We start from the raw sequence: 18,591 nt of genomic DNA on the forward strand, positions 1-18,591 counted from the left end.
ACAGGCTCTAAAACGCACACTAAAAACCATATGTCATTGTAATATAATGAATTAATATTTTGGCATGGTTGCTGCTCACGTGTAATTAACTTATTCGAAAACAAGGTCTACACGTTATGAGCTATTTAACAAAGATGTGCTTTTCTGCTGCACTGTGCACTTTGGCATCCAACGCGGTCGCTGTGCAACAAGTCGATGGCAACTACGTATGGCAGTTTCAGTCAGGTCAGGTGTGGCCTGGTGGCTATAATCAAAATACAGGTAAACCCAGTGATCTCATCTATGCACGAGATCAGTATGGAAGCGACTTCTTTCAGAGAATTAGCAACGCACTACCTGAAGCGAAAGTAAACGAAGCGTTCATTACTGGTGATAGTGGGTCTACAATTCATTTGACCGAGGAAGCAGAAGTATTTATCACTTTTATTCACGAAGGTGCTGGTTACAAAAACTCTTTTGGCTACTTTACATTTGATCCAGAAAATCCCCCCACATCCGCGGATCAAATCCAAGAAACCATTGTGTTTCCAAACTTAAGTTATCCGCACTTAACCAATGGTCACAGAGTCAGTATTGGTACACACCCAGCAGGCACCAGTATTGGCTTTTTTGTAGCTGCAAATGGCTTTTGGTATTATACCGGCGTAAAACCTTGGCAGATCCCATACTATTATTCTCTTTCATCCCTCAACCCAGAACCAACTGAAGATTTAAGACAGCACTGCGTGTTGCTATATGATGAGCAAGAGCAAGAAGTGGTCATTGGTTTCGAGGACTTACCACGTACTTGGGGTGATAACGACTTTAACGATGCTGTTTTCAGTGTTCAAAGTAGTCCAGGCACTGCTATCCAATCGAGCAACCTCGTTGTTATGCCTGAGGCCAATGATAGCGATGCTGACGGAATTCCAGACGACCAAGATGAATTCCCGAACAACTTTAGACGTTCACACAGCCAATACTTCCCTTCGCAGACAGGTGTCTCAACACTTGCTTATGAAGATAATTGGCCACAGCGTGGTGACTACGACTTAAACGACTTAGTTGTTAAGCAGCGCATTCAAACAACCTTTGATGCTAACAACGAAGTCAGTGGGTTTATTTTGCACGGTTGGATAACGGCACGCGGCGCAGCATATGAAAACGGGTATGCGCTAAGATTAATGAACACAGTACCGAGCTTAATCGAAAGTGCAACCATCACCATAGATGGTCAAGCTTTTGAAAAGTCGGTAGAAGAGTACCAAAGTAATGCTGTTTTACAACTTTGGAGTAATACACAATTATTTACCCAAACTGGTGAGTCAGGCAAATGCACGCATTTCAATACAGTGAAAGAGTGTAGTTACTTTGAACCGATACCGTTTACATTAGATGTGACCTTTGAAGCATCACAACCAAGCTTGAGTATCGCCGATTTAGATTTCTTTATCTTTAGAACAGCAGATCGCACAATCGAAGTCCACATGGCTGATTATCCGCCGACAGATTTATTTGACCAGACCCGCTTTGGTAAGGTTGATGACTCATCAGATCCAAGCCTAAACCGCTACTTCAGAACCGCAGATAACCTGCCTTGGGCGTTGACAGTGAGTGAAGAATTCAACTACCCGCGTGAATATATTGATGTGCTATGGGCATACCCTAATTATGAAACCTGGGTTGAGTCAAGCGGTACACAGGCACAGGACTGGTATAAAACCAGTGACAGAGACACCCACTACTACATGCCAGAATCAGAGTAATTAGGAGCGTACCATGAAAACATTAACTAATTTAACTGCGATGTTCAGTATCACCCTACTTGCAACTCTGATGACTGGATGTGGTGGCGGAGGTGGCGGCTCAGAATCAAGCTCGCCAGCACCTGCGGCAACACAAACAAATACGCAACCAGCTGTATCGACAAATACCAATGCAGCGGCCAGTGAACCGCAGCAAACCGAACCAACACAAACACCAGCTCAAGAGACAGCTGCTTCTATGGAGGATTTTATGCCACAAGCAGAGCTTAAAGAATCCGCTGCCACTGACTCGACTGATCTTTACGTCATGCCTGATTTTAAATTTAGAACCAGCGACGAAGTAACCATGGAGTTCAGCGGTGAAAATGTGTTTGGTGAATCTCTAGCAGGAAGAACAATTAAAATTTATTCGTTCGATGTAGAAGTACCTTCTGTGGAAGACGAACTGATGGGTAATAAAGAGTTGGTTGCTACTTTAAGATTTAATCCTTCAGGACAGCTACAACATACGCTTACGCTACCACAGACAGCAAAAACCATGCTAGTGCGCGTTGATAGTATGTTAGAGACAAACCAAGTACTGTTTCTGCTCGATTCAGACGAAACCATAGTCCATACATTTAAGTAAGCTCTCCAAACCAAAGTGCGCTCTGTTAGCGTGGGGCGCACTTTATTCTCTGCTCATATCTTAGTCGTGCATTACACTTTATCTATACAATAAAAATTGCCGGATCTTTATACTTAAACAAGAACTTTGTCTATGCTTGTTGCGGTCGCGTTTGTCGCATCGTGATAAATATTAATTGTTCAGTACTTTCTGCCAAAAGTCTTTGGAACTCTGAGAGTTAGACTGCTATATCTTAATAGAGAATAAAAATTAATAAAGGAGCGCTTAGATGGATAACATAACAGGACTTAATATTTTGCTTGTTGACGATGAGCCGCACATTTTGCGCTCCCTCAGCCGAGCACTGCGCTCCGAGCAATATCATATTCATACCGCAGAAAGTGGGCCTGCAGCACTTGAGATATTAGCGAACGAATCTATTGATGTGGTTGTCACAGATAAGAATATGCCCGAGATGACTGGCAATGAACTACTCGCTATTATCGCTGATCAATATCCTGATACCATTCGCATTATGCTCACCGCTTTTACCGAGCAAGCAGCGCTGATTGACGCCATAAACCAAGGTAAAGTTTGGGGTTATATGCAAAAGCCTTGGGACAATGACAACTTAAGGATCACCATAGAACAAGCGCTACAAACCAAAATGCTCATTGCCGAGCGCAACATGCTACGCGCGAGCTTAAAACGCTATAAACGTGAACATAGATCGCAGTTTCAACGCTTCATAGGTAGCTCTTTGGCCATGCAAGTCGTGTATAAATGTATTGATAAAGCCGCCCCAAGCCGAGCAAATGTGTTTATCACCGGACCAAGTGGTACAGGTAAAGAACTCGCGGCTGAAGCTATTCATAATTTAAGCCCACGCCATAACAAAGACCTTATTTGTATCAATTGCGCTGCAATTCCTTCGGAGTTAATGGAGTCTGAAATTTTTGGTCATGTTAAAGGCGCGTTCTCTGGAGCCACAAACAACCGAGATGGCGCTGCAACCCTCGCAGATGGTGGTACCCTATTTCTAGATGAAATTGGCGAAATGGACATGGCATTGCAAGCCAAGATTTTACGCTTTATTCAAACCGGAACATTCCAGCGAGTGGGCAGTGGGAAGGTGGAAACCGTTGATGTGAGGTTTGTCTGTGCAACAAACCGCAATCCTCTCGAAGCCATTGAGCAGCAGCTATTGCGAGAAGACTTATTTTATCGTCTCAATGTCATTGCCATAGATATGCCTGCCCTGTCCGATCGCGATCAAGATCCTTTGCAAATTGCCCTGTTTTATCTCAACAAATTTAGCGAGATAGAAAACAAACTATTTGTCGGCTTTTCGAAACGGGCAGAACAGCTCATATTGAATTATGCTTGGCCGGGCAACGTCAGGCAGCTTGAGAACTTGATCCACAGCGCCGTTGTAATGTCTGACGGACCTATGGTGAGTGAAGAGACGCTCATGCAGCAATTGCACTTAAAACCGAATGAAGACCTCTTTAGAGCAAAAAACGTCGCTTCTGCAAAAAACACCTTGCCTACTACGACAGCCGATACCACTTTAAATGGCAACGCATCACCTATGATAAACAGCATAGTCCCTCTTTCTGAAGTAGAGCGGATTGCCATTGAACAAGCACTGCTGGTTTGTGAAGACAACGTCGTCAAGGCCGCTGGATTACTCGAAGTCAGTCCTTCCACTTTATATCGCAAGATACAAAAATGGGAGCCATCACCTTAAAAGCCACTTTGCAAATTAAAAAATATATGCGTCGCAATTTGCAATAACACACTAGAGAAACTGCGGCGATAAATTTTAATTACTATATCTAACAGAGAGTTAAATTATAAATTTGAGTTGGCGCAATTATTGATTGGTTTAGGTATGACCGATTATTGAGAAGCGCCAATGCAATCAAGTAAACACTCCCTTTCACAACTGCTACGCAACACATCTTGGCTGGTAGGTGCTGAGGTCGTTGCTAAAGCAACCCGCTTACTCAGCATTATGGCGATGGCAGCGTTCCTAATCCCTGTGGAGTATGGCGCTGCAATGCTGGCTCTGAGTATTCACGAAGTTATTCGGTTGCTTTTACGCTCGGGCACTGGCGCTCAGATTATCCGCGCCAAAGAAAGCGATTTATCAGACTTTTTATCAAATGGCTTATGTATCCAGTGGGCACTGTGCATCTTGCTTTGCATTGTACAATTGGGTGTTGCGTACGCAACGCAGTGGCTATTTCCTGAGCATGATATAACGACGTTAGTCGCACTAATGGCCTTTACTTATTTATTGTTTCCAATCGTCAGTACACGCGCATTCTTAGTACAGCGTGATAATCGTATGGCGCTGTTTAGCATGATAAGTAGCTGCTGCATCATCTTAGAAAATGCCACCATCGCTGTCGCTCTGTACTTTGACGCGGGCTTGTTATCGATTGTTTATGCAAAATGGGCCTTCGCTATTCTGTGGCTGTGTGCTTTTACAGTGGTTGATACATTGCCACATAAAATTGGCTTCAAACGCGATACCTTCTTTTATTTACTTGGTTCATCAACACAGCTCGCTGCTGCTGAAGGCCTGCGTTCACTGCGCATGAACATGGACATCTTTATTGGTGCAAGATTACTATCACCAGAGTTATTTGGTCTCTATAGTTTTGCAAAAAGTGCAGGGATTGGATTGGCAATGTCCATTAGCCAAGCGTACATCACGGCACTATACCCTTATGTATGCCAACAACAAAAAAATGCGCAAACAAATCAGTTGAACCAAAAAGTTATGTTGGTAACCACTGCTGTATCTGCCATTTTTGTTTGCCAATCCGTGTTAGTGCCAGTCTATGTGCCGTTTTTATTCTCAACTGAGTGGCAAGCGAGTTTTACCACTACCAGCTTATTGTGCCTGATTGCTATCACCACTGTATGGTCAGATACCTACAGTGCCATGCTGCGTAGCAAAGGCTTATTCAAGTTAGAAACGCAGCAATGTGCGTTTTGCTTGACTGTATCGCTAATCGGTGTGCTGGCTATAGCCCCCCAGCAGCCAGACACATTTGCACTTGTTTTACTTTTAAGCAGCACCTTGTGGCTTATATTTCCAGCTATCAACGTGCTTCTTGTCAAATTCAGCGCCATCAAAGCCGCCTAAGGAGCTTGTTATGAATACTTTAATCAATCCAACAGTTAGCGTCGTTATTCCAATGTACAACGTTGGTAAATACATAGAGCAAAGCATTAACTCGGTACTGAAACAAACTTATCAAGACTTTGAAATCCTATGTGTTGATGACGGCTGTAGTGATGACACACTGGCTAAAGTTGCACAATTCAATGACCCACGCATCCAAGTGATTCAGCAACTTAATCGCGGCTTATCTGGTGCAAGAAACACGGGGATCCGCGCTGCAAAAGGTGAATACATCGCACTGCTGGACGCCGATGATTTTTGGTCTGCAAAAAAATTAGAGTTACACGTTGCGCACTTAGATAACAACCCCAAAGTAGGTGTAAGCTATTGTCCATCTTTATTTGTCGATGAAGATGGTGCGCCATTGGGTATTGGCCAATTTCCAGCGTTAAAAGAGATCACTACCAAGCAGATTTTCTGTCGCAACCCTGTTGGCAATGGCTCAGCACCCGTTATCAGAAAAGCGGTATTCGAAGCGGTCGCCTTTCAAGATGGTATGCGTGCGTGGACACAATATTTTGATGAGGAGCTACGTCAGTCAGAAGACATTGAAATGTGGTTGAGAATGGCACTTGATACTGACTTTGAATTTGAGGGTATTTCACAGCCGCTGACTTACTACCGAGTTAACGCATCAGGCCTGTCGTCAAACTTGCACAAACAATTTACCAGCTGGCAATATGCCGTCGATCAAAACAGAATCGGCCATGAAGCGTTTTTTAACAGGTATGCACCACTAGCTAAAGCATACCAGCTCCGCTATTTATGTCGCCGTGCAATTCAATCGAGAAATAGCACACAAGCTATAAAACTTATGCACCAAGCGCTTACTACAAATTGGCGTATTCTAAAAGAAGAGCCAAAGCGAACTTTAGTTACTTGGGCCTGCGCTTACTTGAGTGCTTTACCAGCCTGTATTTATAACGCCATCGAAAACACCGCCATGCGTGGAGTCTCTTACATTCAAAAGTCACACTGAACGACGTAAAACGGCTTCGATGCCGCTACTTATAGAAAAACCAGCATTCGCTGGTTTTTCTATTTTGCAAACACCCCACACTGCAAATTGCAAAACACCTCTTTTTAAATGCAAAACAAAACCATAAACAACTGATCTAAAAGGATTTAGACAACTGGCCTAATTAATGCTTTATTTAAGTTAGTATCGTTTCATTAAGGAATAGACTATGACAGTCACCAGCCTCAAAAATAAGCTCAGTATATTGGCACTTTTGTGCCATATCGCGCTGATTGCTGGCTGTGCACATATTGACGGAACAACTGAGTTAGAAGATAACGACAACCGTTTCTATGGCCACCCTGATGCGCAAGGCACCGTAATTAACCCAGCACAACCAGGTACCGTATTTGCAGCTGGATTAGACTGTTCTGGTGCCAATGAGTTTGCCATTTCAAAACAGTATCGGGTAGACAGAGCCATCACCACACACCCAAACAACCAAGCGCCAGTTCCTGTACTAGGTGGGAAAGATGCAAGTTCTCTGCCGTTGAGCCCAGGCGATCTGATCGAAATATCGATGGAATATGGTGAAGGGTTTAATGGTCGTTACATACTAGATACATCAGGGTTGCTTGAAATGCCTGTAATCGAACCTATTTTCGCTGCTGGTTTGACAACAAAACACCTGAGCGAGCGAATCGAACTCGCCCTTATTAGAGCAAACATATTCAAAGCACATACCCTAGATGTCAATATTAGAGTGCTAAATTTAGCTGCTATCGAAGTGCCTGTGTCGGGCGCTGTTTTTGAGCCGGGCCGTGTAACGATAAATGCCTCTATTCCTTCTCAGGTCCAGCAAGAGCGTCTCGCAGCATCAGGCGATCAAAGCAAAAAACGTTTGTTGTCGGAAGCAGTCAGAACAGCTTCAGGTATTCGTCCTGACGCAAAACTGGATCAAGTCATTTTAATTCGTTCTGGTTGGCAAGTTGAAGTAGACCTCACCGGTATTCTGACAGGCGAACCAGTTACCGATTATGCATTGATTGCTGGTGATCAAGTGATTGTGCCTAGTACTGGTTGCTTTCAACCTCACTTAGTTCGACCGTCGCAAATAACACCTAAAGGTTTCCGTGTCTTTATGTCTAATTTGATCGATTCAGCAGAAAGCAATTCAAACGCAGCCATCGGGCGCTTTTCAAGTAGCTTGCCATACGGCACAAGATTGTTACAAGCGGCAGTGTCTGCAAACTGTGTGGGTGGTAAATCATATACAAATGCACCGCGCCGGGTAGTGTTAGTAAGCACCCACCCCATTACCAAGCAAACACAGGTTATCGAGCGTTCAATTGAGCAATTAATGCGTATGCCTTACAGAGATAGAATAAATCCATACGTAATGCCAAACGACGCTATTGCGTGTTACGACTCTGACATTACAAATCTTAGAGATGTAGCACAAACAGTTTTAGATTTAGTCGCACCATTCAAGGTGTTTTAGGAGGTGTATCATGGGTACAGCACTTCAAGTCACAACGCCATACAGTCGCTTTAGAGCAACCATTTATCGTTGGCTGCACAGACCATATCTAGCTGCATGTGCGATTAGCTATGTTGTTATCACACTGTTGGTAATTGCCTATTTGCAAAAAGCACCGACCTATAAAAGCGATTTTGATATTGTTTTGCCTGGCACCGGAGCCAACAGCCAAGTAAACATTGACGAAGTTGGTCAGGTTGTATCGTCAACCAGTGCACCGTTTGGCAAAGGCTACAATCCGCGTGTCAATTATAAAGAAATGATCAAAAGCCGTAATCTGCTAGACAATGCAGCAAAGACGCTTAACTTGACAGCACACGAATTTGGCAGCCCAAAAGTACGTTTAACAGAGCAAACATCTATCCTGAATATTGAAACAACAGGTAAGTCCGCGATGCTTGCCCAAAACAAAGCATGGGCAATTTATGATGCACTGCAAGCACAACTAGACCACCTTCGTGCCGATGAAGTAAAACGTCGCGACGAGAGTATCAAAGCAGTACTCGATCAGTATCGTGAAAGACTCAATGCCACCCGTAATAACATCATTGACTTTCAACAGCGCTCATTAATTGTATCTGCTGAGCAATTGCAAAGAGAGACTGCAACCCTGTCTTCAATCAAAGAGAAGATGGTGATGATCCAAGCTGAAATCGGCCAAGGTGAAGACTACGTGAGTCAATTGAGTGTTGATTTAGGTGTATCACCGGCAATGGCAGGTCAAGCATTTGTATTACAGTCAGATAGTGAGTTTCGCGGCTATCTGTCTGAGCTAACCTCCAGTGCCTCTCAATTAAGCGAATACCGCTCACGTTGGGGCGATGGACATCCTAAAGTGAAAGCTGAATTTGCACGTTTTGAGCATTCAAAACAGTCACTTAGAAATCGTTCGCAAGGCTTGGTCGGCCCAAATGCTGCGCACATTTTTACCACGCTGGATTTAAAAAACAATCCAAAACGCGCGCAACTTTTTGCAGATTTAATCAATGCATATGCGGTCAAAAAAGGCAAAGAAGCAAAATTTGTTGAACTAGACCAAGCGCAAACACTGTTGAACGAGAAAATTAAGATTTATGCGCGAGAAGCAGCTGAGCTTGAACGCCTACAGCGTGAATTTGATTTGGCCGAAGCGGTATTTACTTCTGCAGCCGCGCGCCTAGAAGCAAGCAAAGCCGACGTATTCGCTTCCTACCCGATTGTTCAGCTAATGACACCGCCTTCGCTGGCATTTAAAGCTGTCAGCCCGAAAAAAGGCCTTGCTGTTGCAGCAGCCCTTTTTGCAATGATTTTCACATCTCTTGCTATATTTATGGTCAACAAGCGCAGAGAGATCGTGGCGCTGGTCGTTGATAAACCAAAGGCAGAAGGATAATGCATGCTGCTACTATCGGCATTGCCCGGTGAAAAAAAAGAGTTTGTCAGCTCAGAGGAATTTGTCGTCTGGGCTGGCCTTGTACTGACCTACCCTTCTTTTTTAACTGGCACTTTGTATGTGCTTGGTTCCGTGATCGGTTGGCTGTTATTCGCTATGGTGATCACCCGCCTCTATGTAGAAGTTGATAAAAAGCACGCCACAATTAACCCGATGGTATGGCTTTGGATAGCCGCTATGCTGGTGATGCTGGTGGCACTCATTATCGCCCACTTCAACTGGTCTTTAGGCATCGGAAAAACCATCAAGTCCTCCATTGGGTGGATGAAAGGTTGGGCTCTGCTTGCGCTCTTTCCATTGATTGGCAACCTTATTCAAATTCGAAAAGAAGTGATTGTTCGCGCCGTATGCATTATTGGAATACAAACCTTCATCTTCGCTGTCGTCTCTTTCATTTTTTATTTAGGCCGACTTCCTGGCGATATTTTTCTCTCGCCATTAAAAGTCATTGGGGGTCCTGGGGAAAGCTTTTTTATGGTCAGCTTTTACGGGATAAACCCAGAAACCGGAGCTGGTAGATGGCGCTTCTTCACGCCTTGGGCACCCGCTGCTGGGTTTATGGCTTGTATCTATCTGGTGTTCTGCCTTCAAGAGCAAAATGCGCGCATTCGCCGCTGGGCAATCGCAGGCTGCTGGGCCATGCTGCTTCTCTCTCAATCTCGTGCTGGTATCGCAATATTTATCATGCTTTTTCCCATGGTAATGTTTAGCGACAAATTTAAAGAGCCTTGGTTTTTATTTTTACTTGGTTTTTTTATCCCCGCTATTTTGTTACTCGGAGAACCGGTTTATCAATGGATCATGGATTCCTATGAAGCGGTAAAACAGCAGCGACCGGGCTCAACGCGGGTTCGCCAAGCATTAGCTAATATTGCTATTCAGCGCTGGGAAGCTGAAGCACCAATTTGGGGGCATGGCATTGTTGAACGCGGGCCTAAACTGGTTGAGAGAATGCCCATTGGTTCCCATCACAGCTGGTATGGCCTATTATTTGTTAAAGGGATCGTAGGCGCGATAGCACTTGCAGTCCCTATGGCCATTACCTTTGTATATTTTTTATGGAAGTCACAAGACTCTAAAACCGCACAAACTGCATTGTGTTTAATGACCGTATTTATCTGCTACAGTTTTTTTGAGAATCTAGAGATCCTATCTTTTTTATACTGGCCAGCCCTACTATGGTTTGGCCTAGTTTTTAAAGGAGAAAAAGCGTATCGCGCATCTAGGCGTAAAAAAAGGCAGATAGAGTATTTTCCAAATAGACGCGCAGGCCGCAAATAACCTAATTTATGTGGCTACTGAACCATTAACCGGTGTGCCACTGTGAAACTTAAAGTCTTCATCCGGTGAGTCTATCAATGCATTTTCAATGATTTTTAATTCAGCGATGCGTGCAGCAACATCGAAACGCTTAGGATCAGTTGCCTGTGCAACTTGCTCAGCCAATTCAATATAATCTTGGTAATGGCGTGCTTCAGAACGCAACAATGAGACATAAAAGCGCGCCAATTCATCGTCTAAAAATGGTGCTAATTTAGCAAACCGTTCGCAAGAACGCGCTTCAATAAAAGCACCTATGATCAGTTTGTCGATTAAAGCAGCTGGCTCAAATGTGCGCACATGTTTTATCATGCCCGCTGCATATCGAGATGCGTTTAAACTTTGTACACGCAGACCCCTTTGCTGAATAATTTCTAGAACTTGCTCAAAGTGATGAAGCTCTTCTTTGATTAAACGCACCATTTTTTCAAGGATATCTTGGTTATAGGCAAATTCAGGTTTTGCTGTCAGGCTGCCAATTAACTCGTTTTTACTGGCTGAAAATTTACCATCCCCCACCTTACGATATACAAAATCCTCGTAGGGCTTCACCCAACCAAGCAAGGTTTTTGCCGATTCATTATCAACCGCATATTTTCGGATCAAAAAAGCTGCACTTTGTGCTGCTTTTAATTCGCAATGCATATGATCAACAAGTAATCGCTGCAAGTTTTCTGGTTTTTTAGCCTCGTCTATCCAGCTATCCGGCGTACAGGTGCCCAAAAAATCGTATATAGGAGCAAGCAGCTCAGCGTATTTGTCTAACATCATCATCAAAGTTTATCGAACTAATGCCCTATTCTACCACACACCCCGCATAGCGCTCTATCTTGACGCTCTGCAATTGTTCAATCTTGATTAATTGGGATCAAACAAACACGTCATTTAACTCGAGTTTCTTGACAAAATTTAACCAATATTTCATATGTTAATTGAAGTAGTGTAAAAAACACCCAAAAATTAAAGAGAGGCTTTGTATGATTTTAAACCATTTGTGGGGGCTCTATGCGCACCCAATCGAGGAATGGCAAACGATTGACAATCATCATGAAAATGCCACGTTTAGTCTATCCCATATGGTATTGATAGCGCTTATTCCAAGTATCATGGGGTATATTTCTTCGGTTCATTTAGGCTGGAAAATAGGCACGGGTGACGCAGTTTATCTCACACACGACAGTGCCTTGTTGATTGCCATAGCCATGTATTTTGCCCTGATCATTGGCGTATTTGCACTTGCTTACTTAGCTCACTGGATGGCGGTGACTTTTGGTGCTGCGCCAACCTTTACACAAACATTAGAATTAGCAGCATATACTTCAACACCACTCTTTATGTCTGCAATTGCAGCCTTTTATCCCGAACTGTGGTTTGTAGTCAGTGTTGGCATAGCCTCTGTCGCTTATTCTGTCTACTTGCTTTATACAGGCGTGCCTATTCTAATGCATATACCTGAGGAACGCGGTTTTATCTATGCAAGCTCGATGGTGACGTGTGGGCTTATTTTATTAGTTATCATTTTGGCTGCCACAGCGATTTTATGGACGAATGGCATAATTAGCCCTACATTTACTTAAGGGAGCGTTGTGATTGACGCTTCCTTTGCTTTTATCCTAAAAACGAAATCAAACTAAAAGGGCGATGGTATCAACCATCGCCCTTTTTTACATACTCAATGTGAAGCAAAGGTTACTCGCCTTCACCTGTCTCTTGATTATGTAATTCAAGACTTGCAGACATTGCCTTTTCTCGCGTCGACTTGGCTGAGTCATTTCTCAACGCATCAACACGATTTAAGTATTCTTGGTCCACGTCACCAGTAATATATTGGCCATCAAAAACTGATGTCTCGAATTGACTGATCTCTGGGTTTTCAATGCGAACCGCAGCGATCAAATCTTCGATTGATTGATAAATTAAGCCGTCAGAACCAATGCTCGCATTGATGTCTTCTAACTCTCGACCATGAGCAATTAGCTCAGATGCCGATGGCATATCGATGCCATATACATTCGGGAAACGCACTTCCGGCGCCGCAGATGCAAAGTACACATTCTTTGCTCCTGCTTCTCTAGCCATTTCTACGATTTGCGCAGAAGTTGTACCGCGTACAATCGAATCATCAACAAGCAGTACATTCTTGCCAACAAACTCTCGATCGATTGCATTTAGCTTTCGACGTACAGACTTTTTACGCTGCTCTTGCCCTGGCATGATGAAGGTACGGCCGATATAGCGGTTTTTCACGAAACCTTGGCGATATGGCAGCTCTAACACGGATGCAATTTCCAGCGCAATATCACATGACGTTTCAGGAATTGGGATAACTACATCGATGTCTTTATCCGCCCACTCACGCTGGATCTTTTCACCCAGCTTAGTACCCATGTTTACACGTGACGCGTATACCGACATATTATCGATGGTAGAATCAGGACGTGCAAAATATACAAACTCAAATATACATGGTGCCAACATTGTTTTATCAGCGCACATTTTTGAGAAGAACTGTCCATCTTCTGTCACGTAAATTGCTTCGCCTGGCGCCACATCACGTACAAAGTCGAAACCATCTATCGCGAGTGCAACACTTTCTGAGGCGAACATGTACTCTGTGCCATTATCAGTATCACGTTTGCCAAATACCAACGGACGTATACCGTGCGGGTCACGAAATGCCAACATTCCATGGCCAATGATCATCGCGATGCTTGCATAACCACCTGAGCTCTGCTCGTTTACAGCTGCAATAGCGGTGAACATATCGTCTGCATCAAGCTTCATTTTATCGCTGCGACCCAGCTCATAGGCAAGGATATTTAACAGGATCTCTGAATCCGATGTCGTATTTACATGTCGTCTAGCCTTGGTAAATAAACGCTCTTTCAACTCGGCAGCATTGGTTAGGTTACCATTGTGTGCTAAAGAAATACCAAAAGGAGAGTTTACGTAGAAAGGCTGCGCTTCTGCTGAGCTAGAAGAACCAGCCGTTGGATAGCGCACATGACCAATGCCAATATTGCCCTGTAGTCGTTTCATGTGACGCGTATGGAACACGTCCTTAACCAAGCCGTTCGCTTTGCGAAGGCTAAACGTATTGTTGTCAATGGTAATGATGCCTGCTGCATCTTGACCGCGGTGTTGCAAAACAGTTAAGCCGTCATACAATGCCTGATTAACAGGTGATGTTCCGACTATCCCAACGATACCACACATTAAAAAATTCCTCGCCGATTAACGGTTTGCTGAATTTAAAAAGCTCGAATTATTTTCCAAATATGAAAAAAACCATTCAATAACAAATCCAAATTCAGGGATTACTACCGATGACTTCCACCAATCTGTATCTGGGGCTTTAGTGAAAGCATCGAGAAAAAACAACAGGGCGCTGACTACTAGCACGCCACGCATCGCACCAAATAAGATGCCAACAATACGATCTGTGCCAGACAATCCGGTACGCTGTACCAGCTCGCCCAATATAAAATTAACCAATCCACCTAATACCAGCGTTGCGACAAATAGTATGGCTATTGCTGCTGCGTTTCTCAAAAGGGGTTCTGAAACAAAGGTAAGGAAAGTGGATAGATATTGATAAAATAGACTGGATATAAAGAATGCGCCAACCCAAACTACAAGGGACATAGCTTCTTTTACAAAGCCGCGTATCAGGCCAAAAAAGGTAGAAATACCGACAACTGTAAATATGGCGTAATCAACCCAAATCATAATAACCAACAAGTCGTTAATTTTGGGCGCATTTTATAAGACACGCCCTAGAATTGCCAGATCAATTTGCAACCTTGAACTGGGTAAGCCTACCATTAAGCTTGGTTAACTTCTTTAGTTCTGGTAACTTAGCTTCAAGTTTTTGCTTATTTAAATCTGGTCCGACAAACACCTTGGTCAGGGTACCATTCGGCGTTTTGACGGGACGCGTAAAAGTTTTAAAGCCATTTAGTTTCAGCTTAGCGATCAGTGCGTCCACATTGGCTTTATGTGAAAAACTACCTAATTGAATCACATAGGCCATTTTTGAAAAGTTAGAATCTTCCGACCGTGCCAATTTTGGCTCTTTTGTTTCCACCGTGACTGCTTGCTTTGGCTTATTAACCTGCTCTGTCATTGGCTGCTCAGCTTTTGGTGCAGGTGATTGCTCGCTACGATTGTCACTCGGTTTAGTAACTGCATTTGTATCGGTATCTTTAGATTTCGCAATAGTCTGACTTTCCAATGCGCTATCTACTGATGCTGAATCCGCAGTGCTATCGACAGGTATCTGAGTATCTATATCATCTGCGATAACCTCTTCAACAACCTCTGTTTTTGGCTCAGGAGCGAGCTGAGCTCGTGCATCAATGGGCTTTTGCAGGTCAATAGATTTGAATTCTGGGCGCTCAGGAATTTGTTGAAACCCTTCTTTATAGTGCACTTTTTCGCCGTCCAAAATATTTGGAATAAAAACGATCGCAGCAATTACTATGATGCTGGTGCCTACAAGGCGGTTTACAAATCCTGAGTTCACGTTTTACTCTCTATTTTTCCAATACTGTATCGCGTCTGCAACGGTAAAGAACGAACCAAAAATAATCAGCGCTGAGTTGTCATCTTGCTCTGGAAGCATTGCATCTAGTGCCGCAAAAACACTTTGAAACGCTAGGATCTCTTCTTGTTGCGTATTACTCAATGCTTGGCGCATATTTTCTGCGCTTTCAGCGCGTGGTCCATTGAGGGCTGCACATGTCCAACTATCGACTGCATCACCTAGCTCATCGATCACCGCAGCTTTATCTTTATCAGCAAGCATAGCGACTAAGGCGTTAATTTTAAAGCCCTGATTTTTTAGGTTAAGCAACTTTGTACGTAAATAGCGTGCAGATTCAGGGTTGTGCGCTACATCAGTGTACACCAAAGGTTTGGTACTTAATTTCTGAAAGCGACCTTCCACTTGCAAGCTATCCAGCACCTCACGTACCTTTTGCTCAGCAGGTAATAAATTCAAGTGTGCTAAGGCAGTCAGGGCAGTGGCAACATTTTGTGCAGGGATTGCAGGTTGAGAAAGCGTAAGATCATAATCTAGATACTGCCAACGCAGGCCACTTTCAAGAGGGGTAAAATAGAAATCGCGCTTGGATAAAACCATTTCAGCCTCAATTTCTAAACCGTAATCCGTCACAGTATGGGGAATATTCAAATCGCCTACAATTGCAGGTGTGTTGGTTCTGAAAATACCGGCTTTATCATAACCAACCAGTTCGCGTGTATCGCCCAAATACTCTTTATGATCAAGATCTATCGTCGTGATAATACTGGCATATGGTGTGACAATATTGGTTGCGTCGTATCGACCACCTAGGCCCACTTCAAGTAACACATAGTCCACTTCGTAGCGCTTAAAAAGTGCAAGCGCACCTAATGTACCATATTCAAAGTACGTCAACTGCGTCTCGCCTCTACCCTGTTCTAACTGATAAAAAGCATCTACGTGATCTTGATCCGCTAATTCTTGGCCATTGATACGAACTCGTTCGTTATAACGAATAAGATGAGGGGATGCGTATGTACCAACTGAATAGCCTTGAGCTAACAGCATCGCTTCCAAACAGCGCGCGGTTGTGCCCTTGCCATTGGTTCCACCAATTAAGATGATTTTACTGGGTGTGTCTAGTAAGTGAATATTATTGGCGACTTGAGCAACACGTTCTAACCCCATCTCAATGTTGGCCGGGTGTAGTTGCTCTAAATAACAAAGCCAATCATCTAAACTCGATGATTGGCTAGGTTTGATGTGTGACATAGCTAGCTCAATTTCGAAAAATTTACGCTACTCTATGCTCTTGTTCTGTAGAAGGCAAGTCCATAAACTTAGAAATCATACGTGCTAGAGAGTCACGCATTTCACGACGGTCAATAATCACATCAATAGCACCGTGCTCTAGTAAAAATTCACTGCGCTGGAACCCTTCAGGTAAGGTTTCACGTACTGTTTGCTCGATAACACGAGGGCCAGCAAAACCGATCAATGCTTTTGGTTCACCCACGTTGATGTCACCTAGCATTGCTAATGAAGCTGATACACCACCCATAGTTGGGTTGGTTAACACAGAGATAAACGGTAGGCCCTGCTCGCTCATTTTTGCAAGTGCAGCACTGGTTTTAGCCATTTGCATTAGTGAGAATAACGCTTCTTGCATTCGTGCACCGCCTGATGCAGAGAAACAAATTAAAGGCATATTATGCTCAAGACACTCATTGACGGCTGCTACAAAACGCGCACCTACAACAGATGCCATAGAGCCGCCCATGAATGAGAATTCAAATGCAACAGCAGCAACTGGCATGCCTTTCAAGCGACCTTTCATCGCGATCAAAGCATCTTTTTCACCGCTGACTTTTTGTGCTGCGGTGATACGGTCTGAGTACTTTTTAGAATCTTTAAATTTGAGCACATCTTGAGGCTCAAATTGTGTACCTAATTCAACTAGCTCACCATCATCTAGGAAACGTGTTAGACGTTCACGAGCTGAAATACGCATATGATGATCACATTTAGGGCATACATATAGCGACTTTTCTAGTTCAGCTTTATATAAGATGGAATCACAGGCCGTACACTTTGCCCAGACACCTTCCGGTACCTCTTTCTTACCTGCCGATTTAGCAGCTTTAGGCAAGATTTTTTCTAACCAACTCATTGGCAACTCTCTTGTCTTTATTCTGTATATTAGTCTGTGCACACAGACAGATTTTCCCAATTAAAACATGTTTAAGGCAACAGCGGTATAAAAAACTGGTCTTAGTAGTCTTAACAAGTAATAGACGTATGAGGAACTGATATTTTAATGTACACAACACAGACAGCTACTTGCTAAATTTAAATAGCTTATGCAGGACTACCAGCTTCTCAGTAATTTTTATTTTTTAATCTCGACTTCTGGCAAAAATAGCGGGCCCACAGACATTTTCGGGATCCCCCACTTTTCTGGGTAATCAACATCAACTAGGTATAGACCATTAGGTTTTGCTGTCGCACTGGCCTGTGTTCTATCTTTTACCGCCAACAATTCAGCCATCCACTCTGGCGACTGCTCACCAATTCCAATATCTAGCAAGCACCCTGTGATATTTCTAACCATATGGTGTAAAAATGCATTCGCTTTGATGTCTATGACGACATAGTCACCAAACCTGTTGACCTGAAGGTGGTGAATATTTCTAAACGGTGTATTTGACTGGCAATGTACTGCTCTGAAAGAGGTAAAATCTTGTTCACCCAGCATATGTGGACATGCAGCCTGCATTCTTTCAACATCTAGGGGATAGTGAAAGTGCGTTACCCCATTCCTTAAAATACCAGGGCGATAAGTATGGTTGTATATCACATAACGATATCGCCTTGCTGTGGCACTAAAGCGTGCATGGAATTCGTCATCAACCTGTTGGGCAAATCGTACCGCAATGTCGTCCGGTAATTGCGAGTTCATACCAAGTGTAAATGCACTCATTTCGCGCTCGGCATCGGTATCAAAATGTACTAATTGCCCAGTGGCATGTACACCAGCATCCGTTCGACCTGCGCAAACAATTTCGACGGGATGGTTACAGATCCGCGAAAGCGCTGTTTCAATTTCTTCTTGGACACTACTTACATGACTTTGACGCTGCCAACCTGAGTAGTTGCCACCGTTATACTCGATACCTAGTACTACACGCATACACTTGCAAACTCTTCACTAAATTATAGCCGGGCATTTTATGCTATTGGCAAGGGGAAGAAAAGCAAAGGGGGC

The 18,591-nt window shown here is 43.6% G+C and carries 16 protein-coding genes; 9 read left to right on the top strand and 7 right to left on the bottom strand.

Going from position 1 to position 18,591, the window contains the following annotated elements; all coding sequences use genetic code 11:
* Nucleotides 1-116 precede the first annotated feature (116 nt).
* From QNM18_RS06680 to QNM18_RS06715, 8 genes are all read left to right on the top strand, one after another.
* A complete protein-coding gene (locus QNM18_RS06680; RefSeq protein WP_211009841.1) occupies nucleotides 117-1,745 on the top strand; it encodes an LruC domain-containing protein in 1,629 nt (542 codons plus the stop codon).
* A gap of 13 nt (nucleotides 1,746-1,758) precedes the next feature.
* A complete protein-coding gene (locus QNM18_RS06685; protein ID WP_284136713.1) occupies nucleotides 1,759-2,373 on the top strand; it encodes a hypothetical protein in 615 nt (204 codons plus the stop codon).
* A gap of 268 nt (nucleotides 2,374-2,641) precedes the next feature.
* Nucleotides 2,642-4,102, top strand: coding sequence for a sigma-54-dependent transcriptional regulator (locus QNM18_RS06690; RefSeq protein WP_211009843.1), 1,461 nt, complete (start codon nucleotides 2,642-2,644; stop codon nucleotides 4,100-4,102).
* A 168-nt stretch (nucleotides 4,103-4,270) separates the two neighbouring features.
* Nucleotides 4,271-5,512, top strand: coding sequence for an oligosaccharide flippase family protein (locus tag QNM18_RS06695; RefSeq protein WP_211009844.1), 1,242 nt, complete (start codon nucleotides 4,271-4,273; stop codon nucleotides 5,510-5,512).
* A 10-nt stretch (nucleotides 5,513-5,522) separates the two neighbouring features.
* The gene (locus QNM18_RS06700) at nucleotides 5,523-6,530 is read left to right on the top strand and encodes a glycosyltransferase family 2 protein (protein WP_211009845.1); all 1,008 of its coding nucleotides are present in this window, start codon (nucleotides 5,523-5,525) and stop codon (nucleotides 6,528-6,530) included.
* 208 nt (nucleotides 6,531-6,738) lie between these two features.
* Nucleotides 6,739-8,010, top strand: a complete 1,272-nt coding sequence (locus tag QNM18_RS06705; RefSeq protein WP_211009846.1) for a polysaccharide biosynthesis/export family protein — start codon at nucleotides 6,739-6,741, stop codon at nucleotides 8,008-8,010.
* Between the two features lie 10 nt (nucleotides 8,011-8,020).
* Nucleotides 8,021-9,421 (top strand): GumC family protein, encoded by a 1,401-nt coding sequence (locus tag QNM18_RS06710; RefSeq protein ID WP_284136714.1) that lies wholly within the window; start codon nucleotides 8,021-8,023, stop codon nucleotides 9,419-9,421.
* Nucleotides 9,422-9,424: 3 nt separating this feature from the next.
* Complete coding sequence (locus QNM18_RS06715) at nucleotides 9,425-10,762, top strand: O-antigen ligase family protein (protein ID WP_284136715.1); 1,338 nt, start codon at nucleotides 9,425-9,427, stop codon at nucleotides 10,760-10,762.
* A gap of 6 nt (nucleotides 10,763-10,768) precedes the next feature.
* Here the strand turns inward: QNM18_RS06715 and miaE are convergent, their stop codons facing one another.
* Nucleotides 10,769-11,569, bottom strand: a complete 801-nt coding sequence (miaE, locus tag QNM18_RS06720) for a tRNA isopentenyl-2-thiomethyl-A-37 hydroxylase MiaE (protein WP_284136828.1) — start codon at nucleotides 11,567-11,569, stop codon at nucleotides 10,769-10,771.
* A gap of 209 nt (nucleotides 11,570-11,778) precedes the next feature.
* Here miaE and QNM18_RS06725 point away from each other — a divergent pair, with 209 nt between their 5' ends.
* Entirely contained in the window at nucleotides 11,779-12,378 is a 600-nt protein-coding gene (locus tag QNM18_RS06725) for a Yip1 family protein (protein WP_211009849.1), read from the top strand.
* Nucleotides 12,379-12,490: 112 nt separating this feature from the next.
* Here QNM18_RS06725 and purF read toward each other — a convergent pair whose 3' ends face one another.
* The 6 genes from purF to truA all read right to left on the bottom strand — a co-directional run bounded on the left by purF (nucleotide 12,491) and on the right by truA (nucleotide 18,516).
* Complete coding sequence (purF, locus tag QNM18_RS06730) at nucleotides 12,491-14,017, bottom strand: amidophosphoribosyltransferase (RefSeq protein ID WP_023397188.1); 1,527 nt, start codon at nucleotides 14,015-14,017, stop codon at nucleotides 12,491-12,493.
* An 18-nt stretch (nucleotides 14,018-14,035) separates the two neighbouring features.
* Nucleotides 14,036-14,530, bottom strand: a complete 495-nt coding sequence (locus QNM18_RS06735) for a CvpA family protein (RefSeq protein WP_023397189.1) — start codon at nucleotides 14,528-14,530, stop codon at nucleotides 14,036-14,038.
* Nucleotides 14,531-14,591: 61 nt separating this feature from the next.
* A complete protein-coding gene (locus tag QNM18_RS06740; RefSeq protein ID WP_284136716.1) occupies nucleotides 14,592-15,326 on the bottom strand; it encodes an SPOR domain-containing protein in 735 nt (244 codons plus the stop codon).
* Nucleotides 15,327-15,329: 3 nt separating this feature from the next.
* Nucleotides 15,330-16,598, bottom strand: coding sequence for a bifunctional tetrahydrofolate synthase/dihydrofolate synthase (folC, locus tag QNM18_RS06745; protein WP_284136717.1), 1,269 nt, complete (start codon nucleotides 16,596-16,598; stop codon nucleotides 15,330-15,332).
* A 22-nt stretch (nucleotides 16,599-16,620) separates the two neighbouring features.
* Nucleotides 16,621-17,496, bottom strand: a complete 876-nt coding sequence (accD, locus tag QNM18_RS06750) for an acetyl-CoA carboxylase, carboxyltransferase subunit beta (RefSeq protein WP_023397192.1) — start codon at nucleotides 17,494-17,496, stop codon at nucleotides 16,621-16,623.
* A 219-nt stretch (nucleotides 17,497-17,715) separates the two neighbouring features.
* Nucleotides 17,716-18,516: a tRNA pseudouridine(38-40) synthase TruA gene (gene truA, locus QNM18_RS06755; protein ID WP_211009853.1), complete on the bottom strand. Its 801-nt coding sequence runs from the start codon at nucleotides 18,514-18,516 to the stop codon at nucleotides 17,716-17,718.
* Nucleotides 18,517-18,591: the final 75 nt, after the last annotated feature.

It is taken from the genome of Pseudoalteromonas obscura (assembly GCF_030135505.1).
GTDB lineage: Bacteria > Pseudomonadota > Gammaproteobacteria > Enterobacterales > Alteromonadaceae > Pseudoalteromonas > Pseudoalteromonas obscura.